The 24,824-nt window shown below is 38.7% G+C and carries 24 protein-coding genes; 22 read left to right on the top strand and 2 right to left on the bottom strand.

Going from position 1 to position 24,824, the window contains the following annotated elements; translation table 11 throughout:
* Positions 1–301 precede the first annotated feature (301 nt).
* Positions 302–1,342, top strand: coding sequence for a DNA polymerase III subunit delta (holA, locus tag CZ487_RS19980; RefSeq protein WP_077214037.1), 1,041 nt, complete (start codon positions 302–304; stop codon positions 1,340–1,342).
* Between the two features lie 62 nt (positions 1,343–1,404).
* On the opposite strand, the gene rpsT is transcribed toward holA, so the two are convergent.
* Positions 1,405–1,671 (bottom strand): 30S ribosomal protein S20, encoded by a 267-nt coding sequence (gene rpsT, locus CZ487_RS19975; protein ID WP_077214036.1) that lies wholly within the window; start codon positions 1,669–1,671, stop codon positions 1,405–1,407.
* Positions 1,672–1,909: 238 nt separating this feature from the next.
* Here rpsT and gpr point away from each other — a divergent pair, with 238 nt between their 5' ends.
* The 13 genes from gpr to deoC all read left to right on the top strand — a co-directional run bounded on the left by gpr (position 1,910) and on the right by deoC (position 17,209).
* Positions 1,910–3,034, top strand: a complete 1,125-nt coding sequence (gene gpr, locus CZ487_RS19970; RefSeq protein WP_077214035.1) for a GPR endopeptidase — start codon at positions 1,910–1,912, stop codon at positions 3,032–3,034.
* Positions 3,035–3,139: 105 nt separating this feature from the next.
* Positions 3,140–4,342: a stage II sporulation protein P gene (gene spoIIP / locus CZ487_RS19965; RefSeq protein WP_077214034.1), complete on the top strand. Its 1,203-nt coding sequence runs from the start codon at positions 3,140–3,142 to the stop codon at positions 4,340–4,342.
* Positions 4,343–4,442: 100 nt separating this feature from the next.
* The gene (locus CZ487_RS19960) at positions 4,443–4,781 is read left to right on the top strand and encodes a YqxA family protein (protein ID WP_077214033.1); all 339 of its coding nucleotides are present in this window, start codon (positions 4,443–4,445) and stop codon (positions 4,779–4,781) included.
* A gap of 258 nt (positions 4,782–5,039) precedes the next feature.
* Entirely contained in the window at positions 5,040–6,878 is a 1,839-nt protein-coding gene (gene lepA / locus CZ487_RS19955) for a translation elongation factor 4 (RefSeq protein ID WP_077214032.1), read from the top strand.
* A gap of 99 nt (positions 6,879–6,977) precedes the next feature.
* The gene (gene hemW / locus CZ487_RS19950; RefSeq protein ID WP_077214031.1) at positions 6,978–8,120 is read left to right on the top strand and encodes a radical SAM family heme chaperone HemW; all 1,143 of its coding nucleotides are present in this window, start codon (positions 6,978–6,980) and stop codon (positions 8,118–8,120) included.
* A gap of 170 nt (positions 8,121–8,290) precedes the next feature.
* Positions 8,291–9,322, top strand: a complete 1,032-nt coding sequence (hrcA, locus tag CZ487_RS19945; protein WP_077214030.1) for a heat-inducible transcriptional repressor HrcA — start codon at positions 8,291–8,293, stop codon at positions 9,320–9,322.
* A 107-nt stretch (positions 9,323–9,429) separates the two neighbouring features.
* On the top strand, positions 9,430–10,026 hold the full coding sequence (grpE, locus tag CZ487_RS19940; RefSeq protein ID WP_202617860.1) for a nucleotide exchange factor GrpE: 597 nt from the start codon (positions 9,430–9,432) through the stop codon (positions 10,024–10,026).
* Positions 10,027–10,063: 37 nt separating this feature from the next.
* On the top strand, positions 10,064–11,896 hold the full coding sequence (gene dnaK, locus CZ487_RS19935) for a molecular chaperone DnaK (protein WP_077214029.1): 1,833 nt from the start codon (positions 10,064–10,066) through the stop codon (positions 11,894–11,896).
* Between the two features lie 234 nt (positions 11,897–12,130).
* Positions 12,131–13,255, top strand: coding sequence for a molecular chaperone DnaJ (gene dnaJ / locus CZ487_RS19930; RefSeq protein ID WP_077214028.1), 1,125 nt, complete (start codon positions 12,131–12,133; stop codon positions 13,253–13,255).
* Positions 13,256–13,275: 20 nt separating this feature from the next.
* On the top strand, positions 13,276–14,214 hold the full coding sequence (prmA, locus tag CZ487_RS19925) for a 50S ribosomal protein L11 methyltransferase (protein ID WP_077214027.1): 939 nt from the start codon (positions 13,276–13,278) through the stop codon (positions 14,212–14,214).
* Positions 14,215–14,266: 52 nt separating this feature from the next.
* The gene (locus CZ487_RS19920) at positions 14,267–15,010 is read left to right on the top strand and encodes a 16S rRNA (uracil(1498)-N(3))-methyltransferase (protein WP_077214026.1); all 744 of its coding nucleotides are present in this window, start codon (positions 14,267–14,269) and stop codon (positions 15,008–15,010) included.
* A 6-nt stretch (positions 15,011–15,016) separates the two neighbouring features.
* Positions 15,017–16,369 carry a tRNA (N(6)-L-threonylcarbamoyladenosine(37)-C(2))-methylthiotransferase MtaB gene (gene mtaB, locus CZ487_RS19915; protein ID WP_077214025.1) on the top strand — a complete coding sequence of 451 codons (1,353 nt, stop codon included), beginning with the start codon at positions 15,017–15,019 and terminating at the stop codon, positions 16,367–16,369.
* A 168-nt stretch (positions 16,370–16,537) separates the two neighbouring features.
* Positions 16,538–17,209, top strand: coding sequence for a deoxyribose-phosphate aldolase (gene deoC, locus CZ487_RS19910; RefSeq protein ID WP_077214024.1), 672 nt, complete (start codon positions 16,538–16,540; stop codon positions 17,207–17,209).
* A gap of 28 nt (positions 17,210–17,237) precedes the next feature.
* Here the strand turns inward: deoC and CZ487_RS19905 are convergent, their stop codons facing one another.
* Positions 17,238–18,161 (bottom strand): Na/Pi symporter, encoded by a 924-nt coding sequence (locus CZ487_RS19905; RefSeq protein WP_077214023.1) that lies wholly within the window; start codon positions 18,159–18,161, stop codon positions 17,238–17,240.
* Between the two features lie 215 nt (positions 18,162–18,376).
* Between CZ487_RS19905 and rpsU the strand changes: the two genes are divergently transcribed.
* The 8 genes from rpsU (at position 18,377) to CZ487_RS19865 (ending at position 24,645) form a co-directional block, all read left to right on the top strand.
* A complete protein-coding gene (gene rpsU / locus CZ487_RS19900) occupies positions 18,377–18,550 on the top strand; it encodes a 30S ribosomal protein S21 (RefSeq protein WP_003152957.1) in 174 nt (57 codons plus the stop codon).
* A 16-nt stretch (positions 18,551–18,566) separates the two neighbouring features.
* Complete coding sequence (locus tag CZ487_RS19895; RefSeq protein WP_077214022.1) at positions 18,567–19,010, top strand: GatB/YqeY domain-containing protein; 444 nt, start codon at positions 18,567–18,569, stop codon at positions 19,008–19,010.
* A 171-nt stretch (positions 19,011–19,181) separates the two neighbouring features.
* Positions 19,182–20,537: an NfeD family protein gene (locus tag CZ487_RS19890; protein ID WP_077214021.1), complete on the top strand. Its 1,356-nt coding sequence runs from the start codon at positions 19,182–19,184 to the stop codon at positions 20,535–20,537.
* A complete protein-coding gene (gene floA / locus CZ487_RS19885; protein ID WP_077214020.1) occupies positions 20,537–21,535 on the top strand; it encodes a flotillin-like protein FloA in 999 nt (332 codons plus the stop codon). The genes CZ487_RS19890 and floA overlap by 1 nt, the downstream gene beginning before the upstream one ends.
* A 38-nt stretch (positions 21,536–21,573) precedes the next feature.
* On the top strand, positions 21,574–22,032 hold the full coding sequence (locus tag CZ487_RS19880) for a hypothetical protein (protein WP_077214019.1): 459 nt from the start codon (positions 21,574–21,576) through the stop codon (positions 22,030–22,032).
* Between the two features lie 112 nt (positions 22,033–22,144).
* Positions 22,145–22,435, top strand: coding sequence for a sporulation protein YqfC (yqfC, locus tag CZ487_RS19875; RefSeq protein ID WP_077214018.1), 291 nt, complete (start codon positions 22,145–22,147; stop codon positions 22,433–22,435).
* A 60-nt stretch (positions 22,436–22,495) separates the two neighbouring features.
* Positions 22,496–23,689, top strand: a complete 1,194-nt coding sequence (yqfD, locus tag CZ487_RS19870) for a sporulation protein YqfD (RefSeq protein ID WP_077214017.1) — start codon at positions 22,496–22,498, stop codon at positions 23,687–23,689.
* A complete protein-coding gene (locus CZ487_RS19865; protein ID WP_077214016.1) occupies positions 23,686–24,645 on the top strand; it encodes a PhoH family protein in 960 nt (319 codons plus the stop codon). The genes yqfD and CZ487_RS19865 overlap by 4 nt, the downstream gene beginning before the upstream one ends.
* Positions 24,646–24,824 lie beyond the last annotated feature (179 nt).

Here is a 24,824-nt window from a genome sequence, read left to right as displayed (position 1 = left end):
TTTTTACCCCTCCTATTTCCATTATAGTATAAGCGAATCTAGCAAAAAAATCTATAGTCCTATAACAGCTTTTCCTATACTGACAAGAGTTGTCACAAATACTTTACTGCAACCTAGGCTAGAATAAAGATTACACAAGGGATAACCGCCATCAAATAAGTATCCTAGGCCTTATTTGACGGCGTTTCTATAGATCGGGAATTGGCTGACATGGAAAGCCAATTCCCTTCAATTACTTGTCAAAAGACTTCAGCTTCGGGTAGGATTGATTTATATGACATTTTGAACGGAGCGAAGAAAATTGGTATTAGATGTATGGAAACAAATAAAAAAGAAGCAGTTCGCCCCTATTTATGTATTATACGGTACAGAAGCCTTTCTTATCAATGAAACGAAGCAGCTGCTTATGCAGCATGTCTTAGATGGTGAACAATCAGATTTTAATCTTTCTACATATGATCTTGAAGAAACCCCAATTGAAGTAGCAATTGAGGATGCAGAAACATTCCCGTTTATGGGTGATAAAAGACTAATTATCTTAAATAACCCAAGTTTTTTAACTGCTGAAAAAACAAAAAGCAAAGTGGAACATAACATAAAAAAACTTGAAGCGTATATAAAGGAACCAGCACCATATTCGATTGTCGTGTTTTCTGGTTCTTACGAAAAATTAGACGAACGAAAAAAAATTACCAAGGAACTCAAAAGAAATGGAAGTGTTGTTGAGGCAAAAAAATTAAATGAGCAGGAATTGAAAGGGTGGATTAAAGACCGGGCAGCGTATCATGGAGTGGTGATTGACGAGGACGCGATAGAGCAGCTCTTAACCTTAGCGGGTACCAATCTTTTTATGCTTACAACCGAGGTAGATAAGCTTGCCTTATTTGCGGAGGAAGAAAAGCATATCCATGCTGAGATGGTAGAGAATCTTGTTTCAAGATCTTTAGAACAAAATATATTTGCTTTAGTAGATAAAATCGTTAATCGAAGAATTGATCAAGCTTTTAGGATCTACTATGATCTTTTAAAACAAAATGAGGAACCGATTAAAATACTATCGATTATATCAGGGCAGTTTCGCCTTATTTATCAGGTAAAGGAACTTAGCCGTAAAGGGTACGGCCAGCAGCAGATTGCGGGTTTCCTAAAGGTCCATCCGTTTCGTGTGAAATTAGCCGCAGGACAAGCGAAGCTCTTTAAGGATGAAGAACTAGCAAGTATTATGGACAAGCTTGCTGATGCTGATTATCAAGCAAAAACGGGAGGGATGAGTAAGGAATTGCTGGTTGAGATGTTTTTATTCCGCCTTCAAAAAGATAAAACCCCATTGAAGTCATCTTAAAGAGATGACTTCAATGGGGTTTTTTAGATAAATTTTGGCTATCTAAAAGATAGCCATAACAATTACGCGTTTAAAGAATTTAATTTCTTAGCTAAACGAGATTTTTTACGGGCAGCAGCATTTTTGTGGATTAGACCTTTTGCTGCAGCTTTATCTAATTTACTAGCGGCAACTAAATAGCTTTCTTTAGCAGCAGCTTCGTCGTTATTTACAACAGCAGCTTCTACCTTTTTCACAGCAGTACGCATAGTTGATTTAACTGTTGCGTTGTGTGCATTGCGCTCATTGCTTGTTTTAACACGCTTGATAGCAGATTTAATATTTGGCATTCCATTCACCTCCTACAAAGCATCGAGATATATAAAGCTCGATATTCACATTCATTCACATAAGTAAACAACAAGAAATATTGTATCAAACAGACTCGTGTTTGGCAATACTAGGTTTCAATTTCATTGTGTAATGAATTCGTGAATGTTTTTAGGATATACGGAAAAAATAGATACTAGCCTAATAAATATTGGAAATGATTACATTTCTTAAAACCATAACTGTGAGGGGATAGATTTGAAGGAATCCATTGATTTAAGTAAGTACTCTGTTCGGACGGATTTGGCTGTTGAGGCTAGAGAAATGGTATTGGAATCACGGAATAGCAGTGTACAGGAACAAAAAGATATTTCTGAGATCGAAGGCGTAATTATTAAAGAACGGGAAGAAAATGATATTAAGATTACGTTAGTGGATATAACAACAGAAGGTGCAGAGGCACTAGGCAAAAAAGAAGGAAAGTATTTAACACTTGAAGTTGTAGGGATTAGACAGCAGGACACAGAGCTCCAGAAAAAGGTGGAAGAAGTACTCGCACATGAATTTTCCCATTTTATGAAAGATCTCGGCATTAAAGAAGATGCTTCATGCTTGGTTGTCGGTTTAGGAAATTGGAATGTGACACCGGACGCTCTTGGTCCGCAAGTTTGCGAGAACTTACTGGTAACAAGGCATTTATATGAATTGCAGCCAGAGAGTGTTGATGAAGGATATCGTCCGGTCAGTGCCTTAGCGCCAGGAGTTATGGGGCTAACAGGTATTGAAACAAGTGATATTATTTTTGGGGTTGTTGAAAAAACAAAGCCGGATTTTGTAATTGCAATTGATGCTCTTGCTTCAAGGTCGATCGAACGTGTAAATTCTACTATTCAAATTTCTGATACAGGGATACACCCAGGCTCAGGTGTTGGGAATAAACGAAAAGAGCTTAGTGAAAAGACGCTGGGAATCCCAGTTATCGCTGTTGGTGTTCCGACTGTAGTAGATGCTGTCTCGATTACTAGTGACACAATTGATTTTATCTTAAAGCACTTTGGAAAAGAATTGAAAGAGGGCGATCGGCCGTCTAGAGCGCTAGCCCCTGCAGGAATGACTTTTGGAGAGCGCAAAAAGCTAACGGATGAAGATTTGCCTGAAGAACATCATCGAAAGACTTTCTTAGGCATGATTGGTACGCTATCAGATGATGAAAAAAGAACGTTAATTTCAGAGGTTCTATCACCCTTAGGTCATAACTTAATGGTTACGCCAAAAGAAGTAGATGTGTTTATTGAAGATATGTCTAATCTTATTGCGAATGGTTTAAACTCAGCGCTGCACTCGGCAATAGATCAAGATAATGCTGGATTTTATACAAGATAAAGGGCTGTGAGAATAGACACATTTCTAAATTCTAATTTGAATTAGGTTCTATCATCTCTAGCAAAGTCATAGGATTTACTAGACTTGCTTTAAGAGAGGTGGAACATATTGAATAATCGCGGCTCTTCCTTTGTCGTTACCATACAAGGGACAAGCGTTATTAAAATTTTTATACTGCTTTTTGCCCTATTGCTTATGATTTTTTCTATCAGTGGACTTTTGACATCTCTCGATCCAGAGTACCGATTTAAATCTTCTTCCGTTAATAATGTGACTACTAATATTAACGGGAAGTTACTCTATCAATTAATTGGCTGGGAGAATCATGCGTTTTTAGAATCACTCCCTGAAAACGAACCGGTGCCGAAACTCTCAAATACGTTCTTCCAGGTATCTACTAACGTAAACCTGGATGACCCGAGAAGCTTGCTAGGAAGGGAACTCCCCGGTTTCTCTTTATTTGATGGGAAGATTCTCATTGCAGGAGAGGGAACTAATTATACTAATTTGCCAATAGAATCAGCTCCACCGATGGAAGTACTCAAAATTGAACATGAAGCATCACTGCAAAATATTGAAGACATTGAAAGTGAAGGTCCTGACGAAAGTGCTAGTCCGCCTTTGACAACGGGTGATCGAAAAATGGTTTATATTTATTTTTCTCATACTCGTGAGTCATTCCTGCCTTATCTAAAGGGTGTCACGGATCCGAATAAAGCCCACCATTCCAAAATTAATGTTACCAAGATTGGCGACCATCTCAAACAGAAGCTGGAAAGCCTTGGAATAGGAACGGTTTTAGATAAAACAGATGTTATGACTAATTTGAATAAAAAAGGACTCAGCTATGGGCGGTCGTATGATGAATCTAGGAATGTTGTAGAAGCAGCCGTATCAGCCAATCGTGATCTTACCTACTTAATTGATATCCACCGCGATTCAAGGAGGAAGAAAGATACCACTAAGGAAATTAACGGAAAATCATATGCAAAGCTTGCGTTTGTGATAGGTGCAGAAAATCCTAATTACGAAAAAAATCTAAAGCTTGCCAATGATCTTCATCAAAAATTAGAAGAAAAATTCCCAGGCTTAAGCCGTGGAATTATCGAAAAGAAAGGTTCACATACGAATGGCAAATTTAATCAGGATTTATCTGGGAATGCGATGTTAGTAGAGTTCGGCGGTGTTGATAATACATTCGAAGAATTAAACCGTTCAGCAGATGCCTTCGCTGAAGTCTTTAGTGAAATATTTTGGGATGCTGAAAGTGTAAATGGAGAAATGAAAGTACCTGCTAAAGAATACTAACACTTTTTCTAGTGCAATCGGGGATATCCCGGTTGCACATTAATAACGTTTAATAGAGACCCCAGGCGATACGAATGATAATGAAAATTAGGTGATCGTTATGAAGATGTTTTTTCTGAAATTTATACTATTAGCCTCGTGTTTATTTGTTTCCGTATTATTTGGAATGCAATTGGCACAGGATGGAATTCATCGCATGAAAGGTTATGAGGACGCTAACTTCAAGGAAGTATTACAAGTTAACGAGGAAAATGACGGAGAAATTGAGGTTTCGGTACTAGGAAATGAAGTTAGCAGCCATGACTTAAATAAGAAAAAAGAAAAACTTGAGGAAATGAAGGCCTATAACTTTTTCTCTAATATTGGAAAAAAATTCGCGGAAACGATGTCTGCTCTAACAGAAAAGACACTTCAACTATTAACGGACCTATTATCATAACATGACGGTGATCCAAAGAGATAACCGTTTTTTTCTGTGGAAATGCATGTAATAAGAGAAAAGAACGGAAACTCTTATAGATATGTGTAAGCGGAATATGTGTGGATTTGCTTATTATTGTTTTCGTTGAATCTTCATAAACTCACTGATATAATCAAAAAATAGTGTACCCCAAGCAGGGATTTTCCTCTTGGGAAAATGGACTCCCACAGTTGGAAGTTTCACTGTATACGTGGAAGTATAGTAGGAGTGAACGAGATGAACAGAGAAGATAGACTTAATAGACAAGAAAAAATACGGAATTTTTCAATTATCGCCCATATTGACCATGGGAAATCAACATTAGCAGACCGAATTTTAGAAAAAACAAATGCCCTTACAGCCCGGGAAATGAAAGAACAGCTTCTTGATTCCATGGACCTTGAAAGGGAACGCGGAATTACAATCAAACTTAATTCAGTACAGCTAAAGTACAAAGCTAAAGATGGTGAGATTTATACTTTTCATTTAATTGATACTCCGGGGCATGTTGACTTTACATATGAAGTATCAAGGAGTTTGGCTGCCTGTGAAGGTGCAGTCCTTGTGGTAGATGCTGCGCAGGGCATTGAAGCACAAACGCTGGCAAATGTTTACTTAGCGTTGGATAATGATCTTGAAATCGTGCCTGTCATTAATAAGATTGACCTGCCTAGCGCTGATCCTGAACGAGTTCGCAAAGAAATTGAAGATGTTATTGGATTGGATGCCTCTGAAGCGGTTTTAGCGAGTGCGAAAGCTGGCATTGGGATTGAAGAGATATTGGAACAAATTGTTGAAAAGGTTCCCGCTCCAACAGGAGATCCTGATGCACCGCTGAAAGCGTTGATTTTTGATTCCTTATACGATGCCTACCGTGGAGTTGTTGCGTACATCCGTGTTGTCGACGGTACGGTAAAAGTCGGTGACAAAGTGAAGATGATGGCAACAGGTAAAGAATTCGAAGTAACAGAAGTGGGTGTGTTCACTCCAAAAGCTGTAGCAAGTGATGAGCTTTCTGTAGGAGATGTAGGATTCTTAACTGCCTCCATTAAGAATGTGAGCGATACTCGTGTAGGGGATACGATCACAAATGCGAAAAATGGTGCAACTGAGCCGCTTCCAGGGTATCGTAAATTAAATCCGATGGTGTACTGCGGGCTTTATCCTATTGATAGCGCAAAGTTTAATGATTTAAGAGAAGCTTTAGAAAAATTAGAGTTAAATGATTCTGCTTTGCAATTTGAACCTGAAACATCTCAAGCACTAGGATTTGGTTTTAGATGTGGATTTTTAGGACTGCTTCATATGGAGATTATTCAAGAAAGAATTGAACGCGAATTCAAAATTGATTTGATCACAACAGCTCCAAGTGTTATCTATCATGTCGTTATGACAGACGGTACTGAAAGAAGAGTTGATAATCCATCAGATATGCCAGATCCTCAGAAAATCGAACGAATTGAAGAGCCGTATGTAAAAGCTACGATGATGGCTCCTAATGACTTCGTTGGGGCGATTATGGAGATTTGCCAGGATAAACGCGGGACTTTCATCGACATGCAATACATGGATGAAACACGTGTAAGCATTGTTTATGAAATTCCTTTATCGGAAATCGTTTATGATTTCTTTGATCAGTTAAAATCGAGCACAAAGGGGTATGCATCCTTTGATTATGAGTTAATTGGCTATAGACAATCAAAGCTTGTGAAGATGGATATACTATTAAATGCTGAACAAGTAGATGCATTGAGCTTTATTGTTCATAGAGATTTTGCGTACGAACGCGGTAAGTTGATTGTTGAAAAATTGAAGGACTTAATTCCGAGACAACAATTTGAAGTTCCAGTTCAGGCTGCGGTTGGTCAAAAAATTGTTGCGCGTTCTACCATCAAAGCTATGCGTAAAAACGTTTTAGCTAAATGTTACGGTGGAGACATTTCTCGTAAACGTAAACTTTTAGAAAAGCAAAAAGAAGGGAAAAAGCGCATGAAGCAAGTTGGTTCTGTTGAAGTTCCCCAAGAAGCATTCATGGCTGTCCTGAAAATGGACGATAGCAGTACAAAGAATAAATAAAGGGTCTATAAGGGGGGGTTAGGCAGCTTGTCAAAAAACTGCACTAGCCTCTTTTATATTTTGAACATGAAATATTTTAAAACATAAGGTTGTGATCTTTTGGTTAAAGCGGTATATCTTCATATCCCTTTTTGCGAACATATTTGTCATTATTGTGATTTTAATAAAGTATTCTTAAAGGGGCAGCCTGTCGATGAATACTTAACAGCGATGGAAAGAGAAATTGAAATAACTCTCGAAAGATATCCAACGGATGTGCTTGATTCCATTTTTGTTGGTGGCGGCACCCCGACATCTTTAAATGAAAAACAGCTAGCAAGGCTTTGTGAAATCATCAGGAGAAATCTTCCTATTCATTCTGGAACGGAGTTTACATTTGAAGCAAACCCAGGCGACCTGTCAGAAGAGAAATTTCGGATCCTTTTTGATGCTGGAGTAAATCGGTTAAGTTTTGGAGTGCAGACTTTCAATAATGACCTTCTAAAAAAAATTGGCAGAACACACCGGGCGGAGGATGTTTTTAAATCTGTTGAGTTAGCCAAAAAAACAGGCTTTAAAAATATCAGTCTGGATTTAATTTATAGTCTTCCCGGTCAGACATTGGAAGATTTTAAGGAAACATTGAAAACATCTTTCACACTGGATGTTGTTCATTATTCAGGTTACTCGCTAATCATTGAACCGAAGACAGTATTTTACAACTTAATGAAAAAAGGGCAGCTTCCCTTACCGGGTGAAGATATCGAGGCTTCAATGTATGGCACTTTGATGGAGGAAATGGAGAAGCATGGCTACAGGCAGTATGAAATAAGCAATTTTTCGAAACCTGGCTATGAAAGTAATCATAACATCACATATTGGAATAATGATGAATATTACGGTATCGGAGCGGGGGCGCATAGCTATTTAGCTGGTGTTAGAAGGTCGAACTATGGACCGCTTAAGAAATATATGGATCATATTAATAGAGGGGTCCTTCCTACAATGGATGAGAACATCCTGACAAAGGAAGAAAGAATGGAAGAGGAAATGTTCTTAGGGCTAAGAAAAAAAGAAGGAATACTTGTTTCACATTTTCAAGAAAAATTTGCTATAAGTCCGGTGGAACTGTTTCAGAATGAATTAATTGATTTACAGGAAAAAGGTTTAGTTCTTCATGACAATGATCGTATTGTATTAACGAAGAAAGGCTTATTTTTAGGAAATGAAGTCTTTCAATCCTTTATTGGCGTTAACGCATAGTAAGAGTACTTTTGAATGTGTTATATTCCTTTGTATTTGTTTGATAATTAAAACTTTTAATAAAGTGAGGGATTACAGCTTAAATTATTGACATTCCCCCTCCTAATTTGATAATTTAATTATAGATTTAGCACTCGTTATGAAAGAGTGCTAACAGAGGTGATATGAAAGTGTTAACAGATCGTCAATTATTAATTTTCCAGGTGATTGTTAATGATTTTATACGGTCAGCTCAACCAGTTGGTTCGAGAAGCTTAGCGAAAAAAGAAGAAATTCAATATAGTTCAGCGACCATTCGCAATGAAATGGCTGATCTAGAGGAACTTGGCTTTCTGGAAAAGACACACACCTCATCGGGAAGAATACCTTCCGAGAAAGGCTACCGGTTCTACGTTGACCATTTACTGTCACCACAAAAGCTTGATAAAAGAGATGTGAATTCTGTAAAATCCATTTTTGCTGAAAGAATTTATGAGCTCGAAAAAATTGTGCAGCGATCTGCGCAAATTCTTTCTGAACTCACAAATTATACATCTATCGTCTTGGGGCCAGCAGTAAAGGATAATAAGCTAAAAAGAATCCAAATTGTGCCTCTCAATGAAGAAACAGCAATTGCGATTATTGTGACAGATACAGGACATGTCGAAAATAAGATATTTAGTTTACCGCCCAACATAGATCCTGGAGATATCGAACGGATGGTGAATATTCTTAATAGCCGTTTAACAAATGTGCCGCTGGAAGATTTAAATGGAAAAATTTATAAAGAGGTAGCCATCTTGTTAAAACAGCATATTCATAATTATGACTCGATGCTTTCATCCATTGCAGATACTTTAAAGATACCTGCAAACGATAAGTTATTCTTTGGTGGAAAAACCAATATGCTTAGCCAGCCGGAGTTTCATGACATTGAGAAAATCAAAAATCTCATGAACATGATCGAGGATGAAGAAGATATGTATGAGATTATTCGTAAAAATCCATCTGGGATTCATGTGAAGATTGGTAAAGAAAATAAAAATACAGCAATGGAGAATTGCAGCTTGATCACGGCGACCTATTCAATGGGAGCTGAGCAGCTGGGGACGATTGCCATACTGGGTCCAACCAGAATGGAATACTCCAGAGTAATTGGATTACTGCAAATTTTAAGCCATGATTTAACAACTGTTTTGACAAAGCTGTATCAAAACAAGTAGGGCTGGAAATATTGTTAAGGGTGGAATCCGCGTTCCATCCCTTTCTCTACGCCTATATTCAATTCATAACAATAAATGTTTTTTATACTTTAAGGGAGGTGAATATTTTGGCAGAAGAAAAAAACGTCTTAAATGAAGAAACAAAGTCTTCTAACCAAACGGTAGAAACAATGGAAGAAACGGTTGAACCGATTTTTGCAGAAGAGGAACAGCAAGATAAGGCAGAAACTGCAGAGGAAGAAGGGAATGATCTTCAAGCAAAGATTGCTGAATTAGAGGCAAAGCTCGAAGAACAAGAGAATCGTTATCTTCGTTTACAAGCTGATTTTGAAAATTCACGCCGTCGTTCAAGATTGGACCTGGAAGCGGCGCAAAAATATAGATCGCAAAGCTTAATATCTGATCTGCTTCCTGTTCTGGATAATTTTGAGAGAGCACTTAAAGTAGATACAGATCATGAGCAAACGAAGTCTCTGCTTCAAGGTATGGAAATGATTCAAAGATCATTAATAGATGCTTTGAAAAACGAAGGGGTCGAGATCATCGAAGCGGTTGGCAAGGAATTTGACCCGCAATTTCACCAAGCAGTTATGCAAGTGAATGAAGAAGGTTTTGAATCTAATATTGTTGTAGAAGAGTTCCAAAAGGGATATATCTTAAAGGACAGAGTGATACGTCCTTCGATGGTTAAAGTGAACCAATAAATAGATACTTACATATAATTTTTGGGAGGTTAAGGACATGAGTAAAATTATCGGAATTGACTTAGGAACTACTAACTCCTGTGTTTCCGTGCTAGAAGGCGGCGAACCTAAAGTTATTCCTAATCCAGAGGGAAACCGTACAACTCCTTCTGTTGTGGCATTTAAGAATGGAGAACGTCAAGTAGGTGAAGTGGCTAAGCGTCAAGCAATCACGAATCCTAACACAATCATTTCTATTAAGCGTCATATGGGAACTTCTCATAAAGAAAATATTGACGGCAAAGAGTACACTCCACAAGAACTTTCTGCAATTATTTTACAGCATTTAAAATCATATGCAGAAGATTATCTTGGTGAGACTGTTACAAAAGCTGTTATTACAGTGCCAGCTTATTTCAACGATGCAGAACGCCAGGCAACAAAAGATGCTGGTAAAATTGCAGGACTAGAAGTTGAACGTATTATTAACGAACCAACAGCAGCAGCTCTTGCTTATGGTTTAGATAAGACAGATGAAGATCAGACGATTCTTGTTTACGACCTTGGCGGCGGTACATTTGACGTATCAATCCTTGAACTAGGCGATGGAGTGTTTGAGGTTAAGGCTACTGCAGGGGACAACCGTCTCGGTGGAGATGATTTTGACCAAGTTATCATCGATTACTTAGTAGAACAATTTAAGAAAGAAAATGGCATTGACCTTTCAAAAGATAAAATGGCAGTACAACGCTTGAAAGATGCTGCTGAGAAGGCTAAGAAAGATTTGTCTGGTGTAACATCTACACAAATCTCACTTCCGTTCATTACAGCTGGAGAAGCAGGACCTCTTCACTTAGAAGTAACTCTATCAAGAGCAAAATTTGAAGAACTTTCTTCAGATCTTGTTGAAAGAACAATGGGCCCAACTCGCCAAGCTTTAAGCGATGCTGGATTATCTGCATCTGAAATTGATAAAGTTATCCTAGTTGGTGGATCTACACGTATTCCTGCAGTACAGGAAGCAATCAAAAAAGCAACAGGGAAGGAACCTCACAAAGGGGTAAATCCTGATGAGGTAGTTGCGATGGGTGCAGCAATACAAGGTGGGGTAATCACAGGTGATGTTAAGGATGTTGTTTTACTAGATGTTACTCCGCTTTCATTAGGAATTGAGACAATGGGCGGTGTAATGACGAAATTAATCGACCGTAATACAACGATTCCTACATCAAAATCACAAGTATTCTCAACAGCAGCTGATAATCAAACAGCAGTAGATATCCATGTCCTTCAGGGTGAACGCCCAATGGCTGCGGATAATAAAACGCTTGGACGTTTCCAATTAACAGATATTCCACCTGCACCACGTGGAATTCCACAAATCGAAGTATCATTTGATATTGATAAAAACGGTATCGTTAACGTTCGTGCGAAGGATCTTGGAACGAACAAAGAACAAGCGATTACCATTAAGTCTTCAACTGGATTATCAGATGATGAGATCGATAAAATGGTAAGAGAAGCTGAGGAAAATGCTGAAGCGGATGCTAAGCGTAAAGAAGAAGTGGAACTTCGTAACGAAGCAGACCAATTAGTATTTACTACTGAAAAAACGTTAAAAGACCTTGAAGGAAAAGTGGACCAAGGTGAAGTAGATCAAGCAAATGAAGCAAAAGATGCTCTAAAAGCAGCAATCGAAAAAAATGACTTAGACGAAATTCGTGCTAAGAAAGATGCTCTTCAAGAAATTGTACAAAACCTAACAGTTAAATTATACGAGCAAGCTCAAGCAGCACAAGCTCAAGCACAAGGAGAGCAAGGAAACACTGGATCAGACAAAGACGACAATGTCGTTGATGCTGAATTCGAAGAAGTAAAAGACGATAAGTAAGCTTAAAAGCGGATTGACTTAGACCCAAGAGGGGCTAGGCGCTGGAGCTGGATAAATAAAAGCGGAAGAAATTAAGGTAGTAAATTTGAAAGAGTCAAAGTCATGTCATTTACGGCTTTGACTCTTTCTATGTTTATACTTCATCGGTAATCACAACAACGAAAAGATATTTGCGAATGAATACTAGAGAATGTTAAAATAACCTTTATGTGAAAGGATCGGGGAGTGGTTAGCTTGAGTAAACGGGATTATTATGAGGTGTTAGGGGTTAGCAAAAACGCCACAAAGGACGAAATCAAAAAGGCGTATCGAAAATTATCGAAAAAATATCATCCTGATATCAATAAAGAAGAAGGCGCGGATGAGAAATTTAAAGAAGTGAAAGAGGCTTATGAAACACTAAGTGATGAACAAAAACGATCTCACTATGATCAATTTGGACATACAGATCCGAACCAGGGCTTTGGCGGTGGAGATTTCGGCGGAGGCTTTGGCGGATTCGAAGATATCTTCAATACGTTCTTTGGCGGCGGCGGGTCAAGACGCAGGGATCCAAATGCTCCGAGGCAGGGGGCTGATCTTCAATATACAATGACGCTTTCCTTTGAAGATGCTGTCTTTGGCAAGGAAACAGATATTGAAATACCTCGTGAAGAAAATTGTGAGACATGTAACGGCAGCGGTGCCAAGCCTGGAACAAAGCCGCAAACCTGCTCACATTGTCAAGGTACAGGTCAGTTAAATATTGAACAAAACACTCCTTTTGGAAGAATTGTCAATAGAAGAGTTTGTAACTATTGTAGTGGTACAGGAAAAGAAATTAAAGACAAATGTTCTACATGCGGTGGAACAGGTAAAGTGAAGAAGCGCCGCAAGATTCACGTAAAAATTCCAGCTGGAATTGATGATGGTCAACAATTAAGAGTTTCTGGTCAAGGTGAACCTGGTATTAACGGAGGTCCTTCTGGAGATCTATACGTAGTATTCCATGTTCGTTCGCATGAATTCTTTGAACGTGATGGCGATGATATCTATTGTGAAATGCCAATCACATTTGTGCAGGCGGCATTAGGAGATGAAGTAGAGGTCCCAACGCTTCATGGAAAAGTAAAGCTAAAAGTTCCAGCAGGGACGCAGACGGGTACAAAGTTCCGCTTAAAGGGAAAAGGAGTCCCGAATGTAAGAGGTTATGGTGTTGGGGATCAGCATATTATTGTCCGCATCATTACCCCTACCAAGCTGACAGACAGACAAAAGCAGCTTCTTCAGGAGTTTGCTGAGATTAGCGGGAATAGTCCAAGAGGAGAACAAGAAGAGGGTTTTTTCTCTAAAGTAAAAAGAGCCTTTAAAGGTGAATAGAAGAAACGGAGTTGGTAGAAATGAGATGGTCTGAAATATCCATTCATACAACAAATGAAGCAATTGAACCGATATCAAATATTTTGCATGAAGCAGGAGCAAGTGGAGTTGTTATCGAGGATCCATTTGAGCTAAAGAAGGAAAGGGAAGACCAATTTGGAGAAATCTACCAACTCAATCCTGACGATTATCCCGAAGAAGGGGTGATTGTGAAGGCATATTTACCCCATAACAGTTTTCTGGCTGAAACAGTTGAAGCGATAAAGGAATCCATCAATAACCTCATTCTCTATCAAATCGATATTGGCCGCAATACGGTGACATTACATGAGGTAAAAGAAGAAGAGTGGGCAACCGCTTGGAAGAAATACTATCATCCCGTGAAAATTTCGGAGAAGTTTACGATCGTTCCGACGTGGGAAGAGTATCAGCCCTTTTCTAGTGATGAACTGATTATCGAACTTGATCCTGGAATGGCATTTGGTACGGGAACACATCCAACAACAGTCATGAGTATTCAGGCATTAGAGCGTACTGTTAAAAAAGATGACGTTATAATCGATGTAGGGACAGGTTCAGGTGTATTAAGTATTGCAGGTGCTATGCTCGGAGCAAAGAATGTACAAGCGCTGGATCTGGATGAAGTGGCAGTTGAATCTGCAAGAATGAACATCAAGCTAAATAAAGTCGACGATGTAGTAACGGTAGAGCAGAACAATCTTCTGGACGGGATCGACACACAAGTTGATATTATTGTAGCAAATATTTTAGCCGAAGTTATTTTGCGATTTACGGAGGATGCGGCAAGGCTTGTTAAAAAGAACGGATACTTTATTACATCGGGAATCATCCAACAAAAAAAACAAGAGGTAAAGGACGCCATCTTGTCCGCAGGCTTTGTTATGGTTGAAACAATCCAAATGGAGGATTGGGTGGCATTTATTGCCAAAAAAATGTAGAGGGATAGTTTATCCCTTTTAATTTATTATCTCATTTAAGTAGGTGTAGCGGATGCAGCGATACTTTGTCGAAACATTCAAGGATGATCAATTTTTTCTATCTCATGAAGACAGACACCATATCGTGAATGTTATGAGGCTGAAAACAGGGGATGAAATTATTTGCGCGTATAACGAAAAAAGCGCTCTTTGTTCAATAGCAGAAATTACCGATGAACAAGTCGTTGCAAAAGTTATAAAATGGGAAGATGAGTCGGTAGAATTACCGATTAAAGTTGCGATCGCGAATGGACTGCCTAAAGGGGATAAGCTTGAGTGGGTCATACAAAAAGGAACAGAACTTGGGGCATCCAAATTTATCCCTTTTACTGCAGCTCGTTCGATTGTGAAGTGGGACGAAAAAAAAGCGGCTAAGAAGGTTGAGAGATGGCAAAGGATTGCGAAGGAAGCAGCTGAGCAGTCGCATCGTCAACTGATTCCAGAAGTGAATACCCCTGTTAATCTGAAATCACTTCTCCAATTAAGCAGGAGCTACGATTTCAAATTAGTCGCTTTTGAAGAAGATGCTAAACAAGGGGAGACGTCGATTCTAAATTCGACATTATCAAGAATGGAGAAGGGACAATCTCTTCTGCTGGTGTTCGGACCAGAAGGCGGACTTGACCAAGAGGAAGTAGCACTTCTGAAAGAGAACGATTTCGAATCATGTAGTTTAGGCCCTAGGATATTAAGAACAGAAACAGCGCCGTTATACGCTTTAGCAGCTGTTTCCTATCATTTTGAATTAATGAGGTGAAGATGAATGCCATCCGTTGCATTTCATACATTAGGTTGTAAGGTTAATCATTACGAAACAGAGGCAATCTGGCAGCTATTCAAAGAAGAAGGCTACGAACGTACTGATTTTGAATCAACAGCCGATGTTTATATTATTAACACATGTACAGTTACTAACACAGGTGATAAAAAAAGCCGTCAAGTGATAAGACGAGCAATCCGCAAAAATCCTGATGCGGTAATTTGTGTTACCGGCTGCTACGCTCAAACATCTCCTGCCGAAATTATGGCAATTCCAGGAGTGGATATTGTTGTAGGTACACAGGACCGAGTGAAGATGCTCGAATATATTGAACAATATAAGGCTGAAAGAGAGCCGATTAATGCGGTAGGAAATATTATGAAGAACCGTGTTTATGAAGAGCTTGATGTGCCGGCTTTTACAGATCGTACAAGAGCATCTTTAAAAATCCAAGAAGGCTGTAATAACTTCTGCACGTTTTGTATCATTCCTTGGGCACGCGGGTTAATGAGATCAAGAGATCCGGAGGAGGTTATCCGCCAAGCTCAACAGCTTGTTGATGCTGGATACAAAGAGATTGTCTTAACGGGAATTCATACCGGCGGTTATGGTGAGGATATGAAGGATTATAATCTTGCCAGTCTTTTAAGAGACTTAGAAGCAAATGTAACTGGATTAAAACGCCTTCGTATTTCTTCTATAGAAGCGAGCCAAATCACAGATGAAGTCATTGAAGTGATCAATCAATCTAATATTATCGTGAGACATCTGCATATACCGATTCAGTCTGCTTCTAATACGGTTTTAAAAAGAATGAGACGTAAGTATACGATGGAGTTCTTCTCTGAAAGATTAGAACGTTTGAAAGAAGCTCTACCGGGTCTTGCGGTTACATCTGATGTTATTGTGGGCTTCCCAGGAGAAACAGAAGAAGAATTTATGGAGACATATAACTTCATTAAGGAACATAAATTTTCTGAACTTCATGTTTTCCCATATTCAAAGCGTACAGGAACACCAGCAGCGAGAATGGAAGACCAAATTGATGAAGATGTTAAAAATGAACGTGTCCACCGTTTGATCACGTTATCTGATCAATTAGCAAAAGAATATGCTTCACAATTTGAGAATGAAGTACTTGAAGTCATTCCTGAAGAAAGATTTAAGAATGACCCTGACAGTGGTCTTTACGAAGGCTATACAGACAATTATTTAAAAGTGGTATTTCAAGCGACAGAACAAATGGTCGGCAAAATTGTTAAGGTTAAATTGACGAAGCCTGGCTATCCTTACAATGAAGGAGAGTTTGTGCGGTTAATCGATGACCAATACGATATTAAGGAAGCTGCGATATAGGTACTTCGGGAACTGCATACTCAGATGTGGTTCCCTTTTTATTCTTCTAAAATATATGGTTAGTTTTATCACAAATAACAAAAAATAATCTCGATTAAAGTAAATGTCAATGATATGATGATAAGAGGTACGTACATCTAATTTTTCGCGTCGAAAGGAGCTTCCTTTATGGTAAAAAATATTGCAAGTTACATTGATCATACTCTTTTAAAGGCAGAAGCCCAAAAAGGACAAATTGAAAAACTATGTGAAGAGGCAAAAGAGTATTCATTTGCATCTGTTTGTGTAAATCCAACATGGGTTAAAACTGCGAGTGAGCTTTTAAGGGGCAGTGAGGTAAAGGTATGTACAGTTATTGGGTTTCCGCTGGGTGCAACTACTTCAGAAACAAAAGCTTTCGAGACAAAAAATGCTATTGAAAATGGCGCAACTGAAGTGGATATGGTGATTAATATTGGTGCACTGAAAGATGGAAATGACGAGGCTGTTGAAAAAGATATTCGTGCGGTTGTGGAAGCAGCTAAAGGAAAAGCTATAACAAAAGTCATTATTGAAACATCTCTTCTGACGGATGAAGAAAAGGTTCGTGCATGTCAATTATCTGTTAAAGCTGGCGCAGACTTTGTTAAGACCTCTACAGGTTTCTCTACAAGCGGTGCTTCGGTCGAAGATATAGCATTAATGAGAAAAACTGTTGGACCTGAACTGGGTGTAAAAGCGTCTGGCGGCGTCCGCAGTGCAGAAGATGCGGCTAAAATGATTGAAGCTGGTGCAACCCGCATCGGAGCAAGCTCTGGGATTGCTATTGTACAAGGACTGACTTCAACTGAAGATTATTAAAAAAATGCCGGAGAGATTCCGGCATTTTTTATGTACCGCCATGTGTTTTTTCGATGAGTTCACCAAATGATTTTGCGAAAGGCAAAATGATAATGGAACTTAAACAATTAAATATGACACTGATATGAGCTAATTGAGTTTCTGGATAAGATGATAAATAACCGGCAAGCTCTGTTAACATGTTAATAAAAGGAAAAAATAGTAAAACTCCCAAGACGTTTAACCAAATATGAGCATAGGCGCATAATTTGGCTTCTCTGCCACTGCCAATACTAGCAATATAGGCCGTCATGCATGTACCGATATTTGCACCAAGGACCAATGCAATTCCTGTATCCAAATGAAGAATATGGCTAGAGAGAAAGCCCATTACGATACCGGTAGCGGCAGTGCTTGACTGAATGATAGCAGTTAGAATGGAACCAGCAAAGATACTTATAATATGACTGCTATTTAATACTTCAAATGAATCCTTAAGTAATGAAAGAGATGCAATAGGTGCTGCAGATGCTTCAAACCCATTCATAGCTGTAAATACAGATGATAGTCCAAGGAAAATAAAACCTAAGCTTTTTATCGGCAATGGATTGCAAAGGATACAAATAGCCCCAATAATCGCCATTGGTATAAGCAGGGAATCTATGTTAAATGTGATAAATTCTGTAGTAAAAGTTGTCCCGATATTTGTTCCTAAGATAATTCCTATCGATTGCGGAAAACTTAGGATTTTAGCCGCGATTAATCCGATCGTGATGACCATAACAGCTGAACTGCTTTGAAGGATCCCTGTGACGATTATTCCTGCTATGAAGCCTTTCAACGGTGTATCAGTCAATTTTACAAGCCATGCTTGCAGAGATTCTGCTGAAGCGTTGTATAAACCTGTTCTTAAAAAAGTCATTCCTAAAATAAATAGAATAATGAAAATGACAAATAATAGTAGATGCAGCATGTCCATCTCTCCTCCATTTCAATATATGGTGGTGAATACAGTGACATGCGCAATATTATCGTTTATAATGGTTAATTTTTCATAAAAATTTAGCAGCATATTTAAAAGGAAAAGGAGATTAGTGTTGACCTTGTATCAACCTTATATTATAATTGCAAAGTACATGATTTTCATGTGTGGTGTAAGTGTGTTGTGTTCGGAGGGAGGGAAAGAGAATGTCTAAAACCGTCGTTCGTAAAAACGAATCGCTTGAAGATGCTCTTCGTCGCTTCAAACGTTCAGTGTCAAAAACTGGTACTTTACAAGAAGCTAGAAAGCGCGAATTCTACGAAAAGCCTAGTGTAAAACGTAAGAAAAAGTCAGAAGCTGCAAGAAAACGTAAGTTTTAAGAGAGGGTGTAATTGATTGAGTCTTCTCGAGCGTTTAAATCAAGATATGAAACAAGCGATGAAAAACAAAGAAAAAGAAAAGCTCACCGTGATTCGGATGATAAAAGCTTCCATTCAAAATGAAGCAATTAAACTCGGACAAGAGTTATCCGAAGAACAAGAGTTGACTGTCCTTTCTCGCGAAGTAAAACAACGCAAGGACTCCCTCCATGAATTTGAAAAGGCAGGTCGTGAAGACTTGGTTGACAAAATACGTACTGAATTACAGTATGTCGAGGAGTATATGCCTGAGCAGCTTTCAGAAGAAGAGCTATCTCAAATTGTTCAAGAAACAATTAATGAAATAGGTGCTGCTTCTAAAGCAGAAATGGGTAAAGTGATGGCTGCTATTATGCCAAAAGTTAAAGGTAAAGCAGACGGATCGCTAGTTAATAAACTTGTACAACAACACCTTTCATAATAAGAAGAACTAAAAAAAAGACCGCAGGAAAAATCCCTGCGGTCTTTTTATTATAGTAATTTTCGTTATCTGGGATATAATGGTGGGGAATAAATACTAATAATCGTGAAACCTTTTACAATATCTTTCGTAGTACTAGTATCAATGATGAAATCGAAAGGAGGTTAAAAGATGTCCCATGGAATAAAGCGAAGATACTTGTATTTTGCTATCTTATTGATTGCGGGAGTTCTTCTCACGCTGTTACCGTTTAAAGGCAATGCTAATAATGAAATTATCTATGTTGTTCCACTTGAGGAAACAGTGGAAAAGGGTCTTTCCGCATTTTTGGAAAGGTCCATCGAGTTAGCTGAACAAGATAAAGCAAGTGCTATTATTTTTGAAATTAATACTCCTGGTGGTGCTGTCGATGCAGCGGGAGAAATTGGGAGACTGCTCACTTCAACAAAAATTAAGACCATTTCATTTATAAATAAGGATGCGCTGTCAGCAGGTGCGTTTATCTCTTTGAATACTGATGAGATCTATATGGTACCGGGATCAACGATGGGGGCTGCAGCTGTTATTGATCAACAAGGGAATGCTGCAGATCAAAAAGCCCAATCTTATTGGTTAAGCGCAATGAAAGGCGCTGCAGAACAAAATGGACGTGATCCACAATATGCTCTTGCAATGGCTGATGCTGAAGTGGATATACCAGAATATGGAGCACCAAGCGGCAAATTATTAACCCTTACTGCTGATCAGGCGTTGGAAGTTGGATATTCTGAAGGTACCGTGTCAAGCCTCGATGAATTAATTGATAAGCTTGGTTACTCTAATGCTGAAATTCGTGCTGTGGATGAAAGCTTTGCCGAGAAGATTGCCAGATTTATTACGCATCCGGTTGTCATTCCTATTTTATTATCAGTAGGAAGCCTCGGACTTGTCCTTGAACTATATTCACCAGGTTTTGGCATTCCTGGATTCATGGGTTTATCTGCTCTATTGCTGTTTTTCTATGGACACTTAGTAGCTGGACTTGCAGGGTACGAGACCATTATTTTATTTGTAGTTGGGATTGGGTTACTCATATTAGAATTATTCCTTCCAGGAGGGATAGCGGGAATACTAGGTGCAGTGGCCATATTAGGAAGTTTATTTTTAGCAACCGATAATGTTGTTCATATGGGAGTTTCCCTGCTTATTGCGATAGGGATTTCCATTTTAGCATCCATCCTTATGGTAAAGGTGTTTGGTAAAAAAATGAAAATATTTAAGAAATTGATTCTAACGGATTCAACTAGTACTGAGAGCGGTTATGTGTCAAACTTGAATCGTACTGATTTAATTGGATTAGAAGGCTGCACAGTTACTGCATTGCGTCCATCAGGTACGGTACTAATCAAAGATGAACGTATCGATGTCGTCAGTGAGGGTGCGTTTATACAAAAAGGCGCCTTAGTTAGAATTGTTAAAGTTGAAGGTTCAAGAATTGTTGTACGTGAAATAAAAAATTTAGATAAAAGAAATCAGGAGGAAAAATAATGACTATTACCCCTTCGGGAGCATTTTTATTAATTGCTGTAGTACTTGGAATCGTATTCATTGCTATATTGTTAACTTTTGTACCTGTAATGCTGTGGATATCAGCATTAGCAGCGGGTGTCAGAGTAAGTATTTTCACACTGGTCGGGATGAGACTCCGCCGTGTTATTCCCAGCCGAGTCATTAATCCGTTAATTAAGGCACACAAAGCTGGACTTAATGTGACGACGAATCAATTAGAAAGCCACTATCTTGCTGGAGGAAATGTAGACAGAGTTGTTAATGCTTTAATTGCTGCCCACCGGGCAAATATCGAATTAAGCTTTGAACGTTGTGCTGCCATTGATTTAGCAGGTCGTGATGTACTCGAAGCTGTTCAAATGAGTGTAAATCCAAAAGTCATTGAGACTCCATTTATTGCTGGTGTAGCGATGGATGGGATTGAGGTTAAAGCGAAGGCAAGAATAACGGTAAGGGCAAACATCGATCGTTTAGTTGGTGGAGCTGGTGAAGAAACAATTGTTGCACGTGTAGGGGAAGGGATTGTCTCAACCATCGGTTCGTCTGACAATCATAAAAAAGTTTTAGAAAACCCTGATATGATTTCACAGACTGTCCTAGCGAAAGGACTGGATGCTGGAACTGCTTTTGAAATTCTATCCATTGATATTGCGGATGTAGATATCGGCAAGAACATTGGTGCCGAACTTCAAACCGAGCAAGCAGAAGCAGATAAGAAGATTGCCCAAGCAAAAGCAGAAGAACGCCGTGCTATGGCTGTAGCGCAAGAACAGGAAATGAAGGCTCGAGTGGAAGAAATGAGAGCGAAAGTAGTGGAAGCGGAAGCAACGGTACCTCAAGCGATGGCCGAAGCACTTCGTTCCGGAAATATCGGGGTAATGGATTATATGAATATCCAAAATATTTCAGCGGATACAGATATGAGAGACTCGATTGGTAAAATCACAGGTGATAAGGATGACAAAAAACAAAACTAAGTTAAGCTAGCCTGCTAACAGAAGGGAGAGGTTCTGCCTTGGAATTATTGTTTGAAAACCCTCTGATTCCTATAATTGTCATATGGGTTATTTCCTCCCTTTTTAATAAAGGAAAAAGCAAGAAGAAAACAAAAACAGATACGGCTAAGCCTTTCGTCGAAAATATCCCGTTTCCTTCCTTTGAGGACTTGAAAAAAGAACCAGAGGTCATTGCTGATGCTGAACCTGCGATCAGTAATATTGAGGAAATATATAGCGAAAAGAAGAAGCGTGCAGAAGCTCAATTAGCTGAACTGAAAGATAAACAGAGAAGAGCATCAGAAAAAGCGGAAAGAGCAGCGTCGGTAAGCCGATTAAATCAACAAAGGAAAAAGCCTGAAGCTTCTTATTCTGAAAAGGCCTTCCTGATTGAAAAGGAAAAGGTAGCTGAGGCGATTGTATGGTCAGAAATTCTGGGTCCGCCAAGAGCAAAGAAACCACATCGATCAATGAAATAATAGGTGGTATTAGAATAACTTTCCTAAAGGGAATGATTGTTTCTACAGCAAAAAGAAGTGCTAGAACCTTCTTTTGTCTCATAAATATGAGATGAAAGGGGGTTCTTTTTTTATGGCAAAAAAGTGGGGACAACAAATAAAAAGCTGGATGACGAAACAAATGGAACTTCCTCAAGATGTCATGATGGATCTACCCCGCATAACGATGGTTGGTCAATTACACATTTACATTGAAAATCACCGTGGGCTTATTGCGTTCTCAGATAAAGAGCTAAGGCTCCTATTAAAACAAGGTCAGCTCTTAGTGAAGGGAAAAGCTTTTGTCATAAAAACGATCCTGCCTGAGGAAATTTTGCTCGAAGGAAAAATTGAGCAGGTGATCTACCTAAATGATGATAAATAGGCTTACAGTAATTGATCAAATTCATTCATCAATAAATTTTGAACGTGCTGGAGGCAGAAAATGAGAAACCAATGGATTCATTTATACTCGGGATATGTGACAGTTAAAGTATCGGGGAAAGGGCTTGAAAGGTTCATCAATGCCCTCACTAGAAGTGATATATTGATTTGGAATGTCAAGAGACATGGGACAGCCGCTGTAACTTTTCAAATTTCATTAGAAGATATTCATAACCTTAGACATGAAGCAAGGAACTCAGATTGTAAAATTGAGTTCCTTGCACGGACAGGCCTCCCATTCTTGATGAAAAGGCTGTTAAAAAATAGCGGATTCTTGATTGGAGGAGGAACTTTCCTTGTCATTGTTTTTCTGTTGTCCAATATGATTTGGGGAATTGAGATAAAAGGGGCGGACCCTGCAACAGAATATGAAATTAGAAAACAACTTGATGAGATTGGTGTTAAGAAAGGGAAGCTCCAATTTTTAGTTGATGACCCAGAATCAATACAGAGAAAAATAACCAACGGAGTCAGCAGTATTACGTGGATTGGAGTAGAGGTTCAAGGGACAACTTATCATCTTCAAGTAGTGGAAAAAAATGAACCGGAAAAACCTGAACAATTTGGACCTCAGAATTTACTTGCGACGAAAAAAGCAGTGATTGTTGATATGTTTGTGGAGGAAGGACAGCCAGTCGTTTCCGTTAATGACCATGTAAAACCTGGTCAGCTCTTAGTCTCTGGTCAGATTGGAAAAGAAGGGGAAGAAAAGTCTGTTTCGGCAAAAGGAGAAATTTTTGGCGAAACATGGTACAAGTCTCAGGTTGTCCTCCCATTAAAAAGCAACTTTAAAGTATTTAATGGCAATGAGGAAGAAAAGCATTTTATAAAGGTCGGTGATATGTCAATACCTATTTGGGGTTTTGGCAAGGTATCTTATCCTGATTTTGAAAAAGAAAAAAATGAAAAACAATTTAAATTTTTGAAATGGAAACTGCCTATACATTATGTGCATGATACGTATAGAGAAAGTGAAGATATCACAAGAGTTTATACAAAAGAAGAAGCGATTGACGTGGCAAAAGAAATGGCGAGAAAAGATATAAAAAACCTTCTCCCTGAAGATGCTACTATTAAAGGGGAAAATGTTTTGCACCATAGAATTCAGAATGGTAAAGTATATTTATCAATGCATTTCCAAGTGATAGAAAATATTGCAAAAGCATATCCAATAATTCAAGGAGAGTCGGAATGACAGAAGATTTGAAAACCATTAGTGTCCAATTAGAAAATCCAAATGAAGCGTTGGCGATATTAGGAAATTCCGATGCCAATCTAAAAATGATCGAAGATGAACTGAATGTATCGGTTGTCACAAGAGGAGAAAATATTCAGGTCTCAGGGACAGAAGAATCTGTTGAACTTGCAAACAGGATTATTGAACAGCTTGTTCACCTTATTAGAAAAGGAATTGGCATAGGTGGACGTGATGTCATGTATGCGATTCAAATGGCTAAAAAAGGAACATTGGAATACTTTAAGGATATTTTTGATGAAGAAATTACAAAGAATGCTAAAGGGAAATCAATCCGGGTTAAAACGCTTGGTCAGCAGCAATACATTGCGGCAATGAAAAAAAAGGATCTTGTATTTGGGATTGGACCAGCGGGGACCGGAAAGACGTATTTAGCCGTCGTAATGGCAGTCAATGCTTTAAGAAATGGTTTTGTAAAACGAATTATTTTGACGAGGCCTGCTGTGGAAGCGGGAGAAAGTCTTGGATTTTTGCCAGGGGATCTTAAAGAGAAAGTGGATCCGTACCTGCGTCCTTTATATGATGCTTTGCATGATATTTTGGGAGTTGAACATACATCAAGGCTTATTGAAAGAGGTATAATTGAAATTGCTCCATTAGCCTATATGAGAGGGCGTACATTAGATGATGCCTATGTCATTTTGGACGAAGCGCAAAACACCACTAAAGCGCAAATGAAAATGTTCCTGACACGGCTTGGTTTTGGGTCAAAGATGGTTATTACAGGAGACAAAACTCAGGTTGATTTACCAAAAGGAGTTCAATCAGGTTTAATAGAATCAGAAAGGATCCTGCAAGGTGTGAAAGGAATCGGATTTATATTCTTCGAACAAGGCGATGTTGTCCGGCATCCATTAGTTGCGAAAATTATACAAGCTTACGAAAGCAATAATTAAAATGAACCGTTTGGATATTCCAAGCGGTTTTTCGATGTGAACGAGTGAGGGGATTTACAGCGATTCCTTCATAATTCTGTCAAATTGTTCTGTTGTTATTTTTGTTTTTATCAAAATGGGCTTTTTGCTATCTAGTTGTGTTACTATTTTTTTAGGATGAAACTTATCAGGAAACCTGT

The organism is Robertmurraya dakarensis (assembly GCF_900156875.1).
Classification (GTDB): Bacteria; Bacillota; Bacilli; order Bacillales; family Cytobacillaceae; genus Robertmurraya; species Robertmurraya dakarensis.
This window is presented reverse-complemented; position numbering and strand designations above follow the sequence as displayed.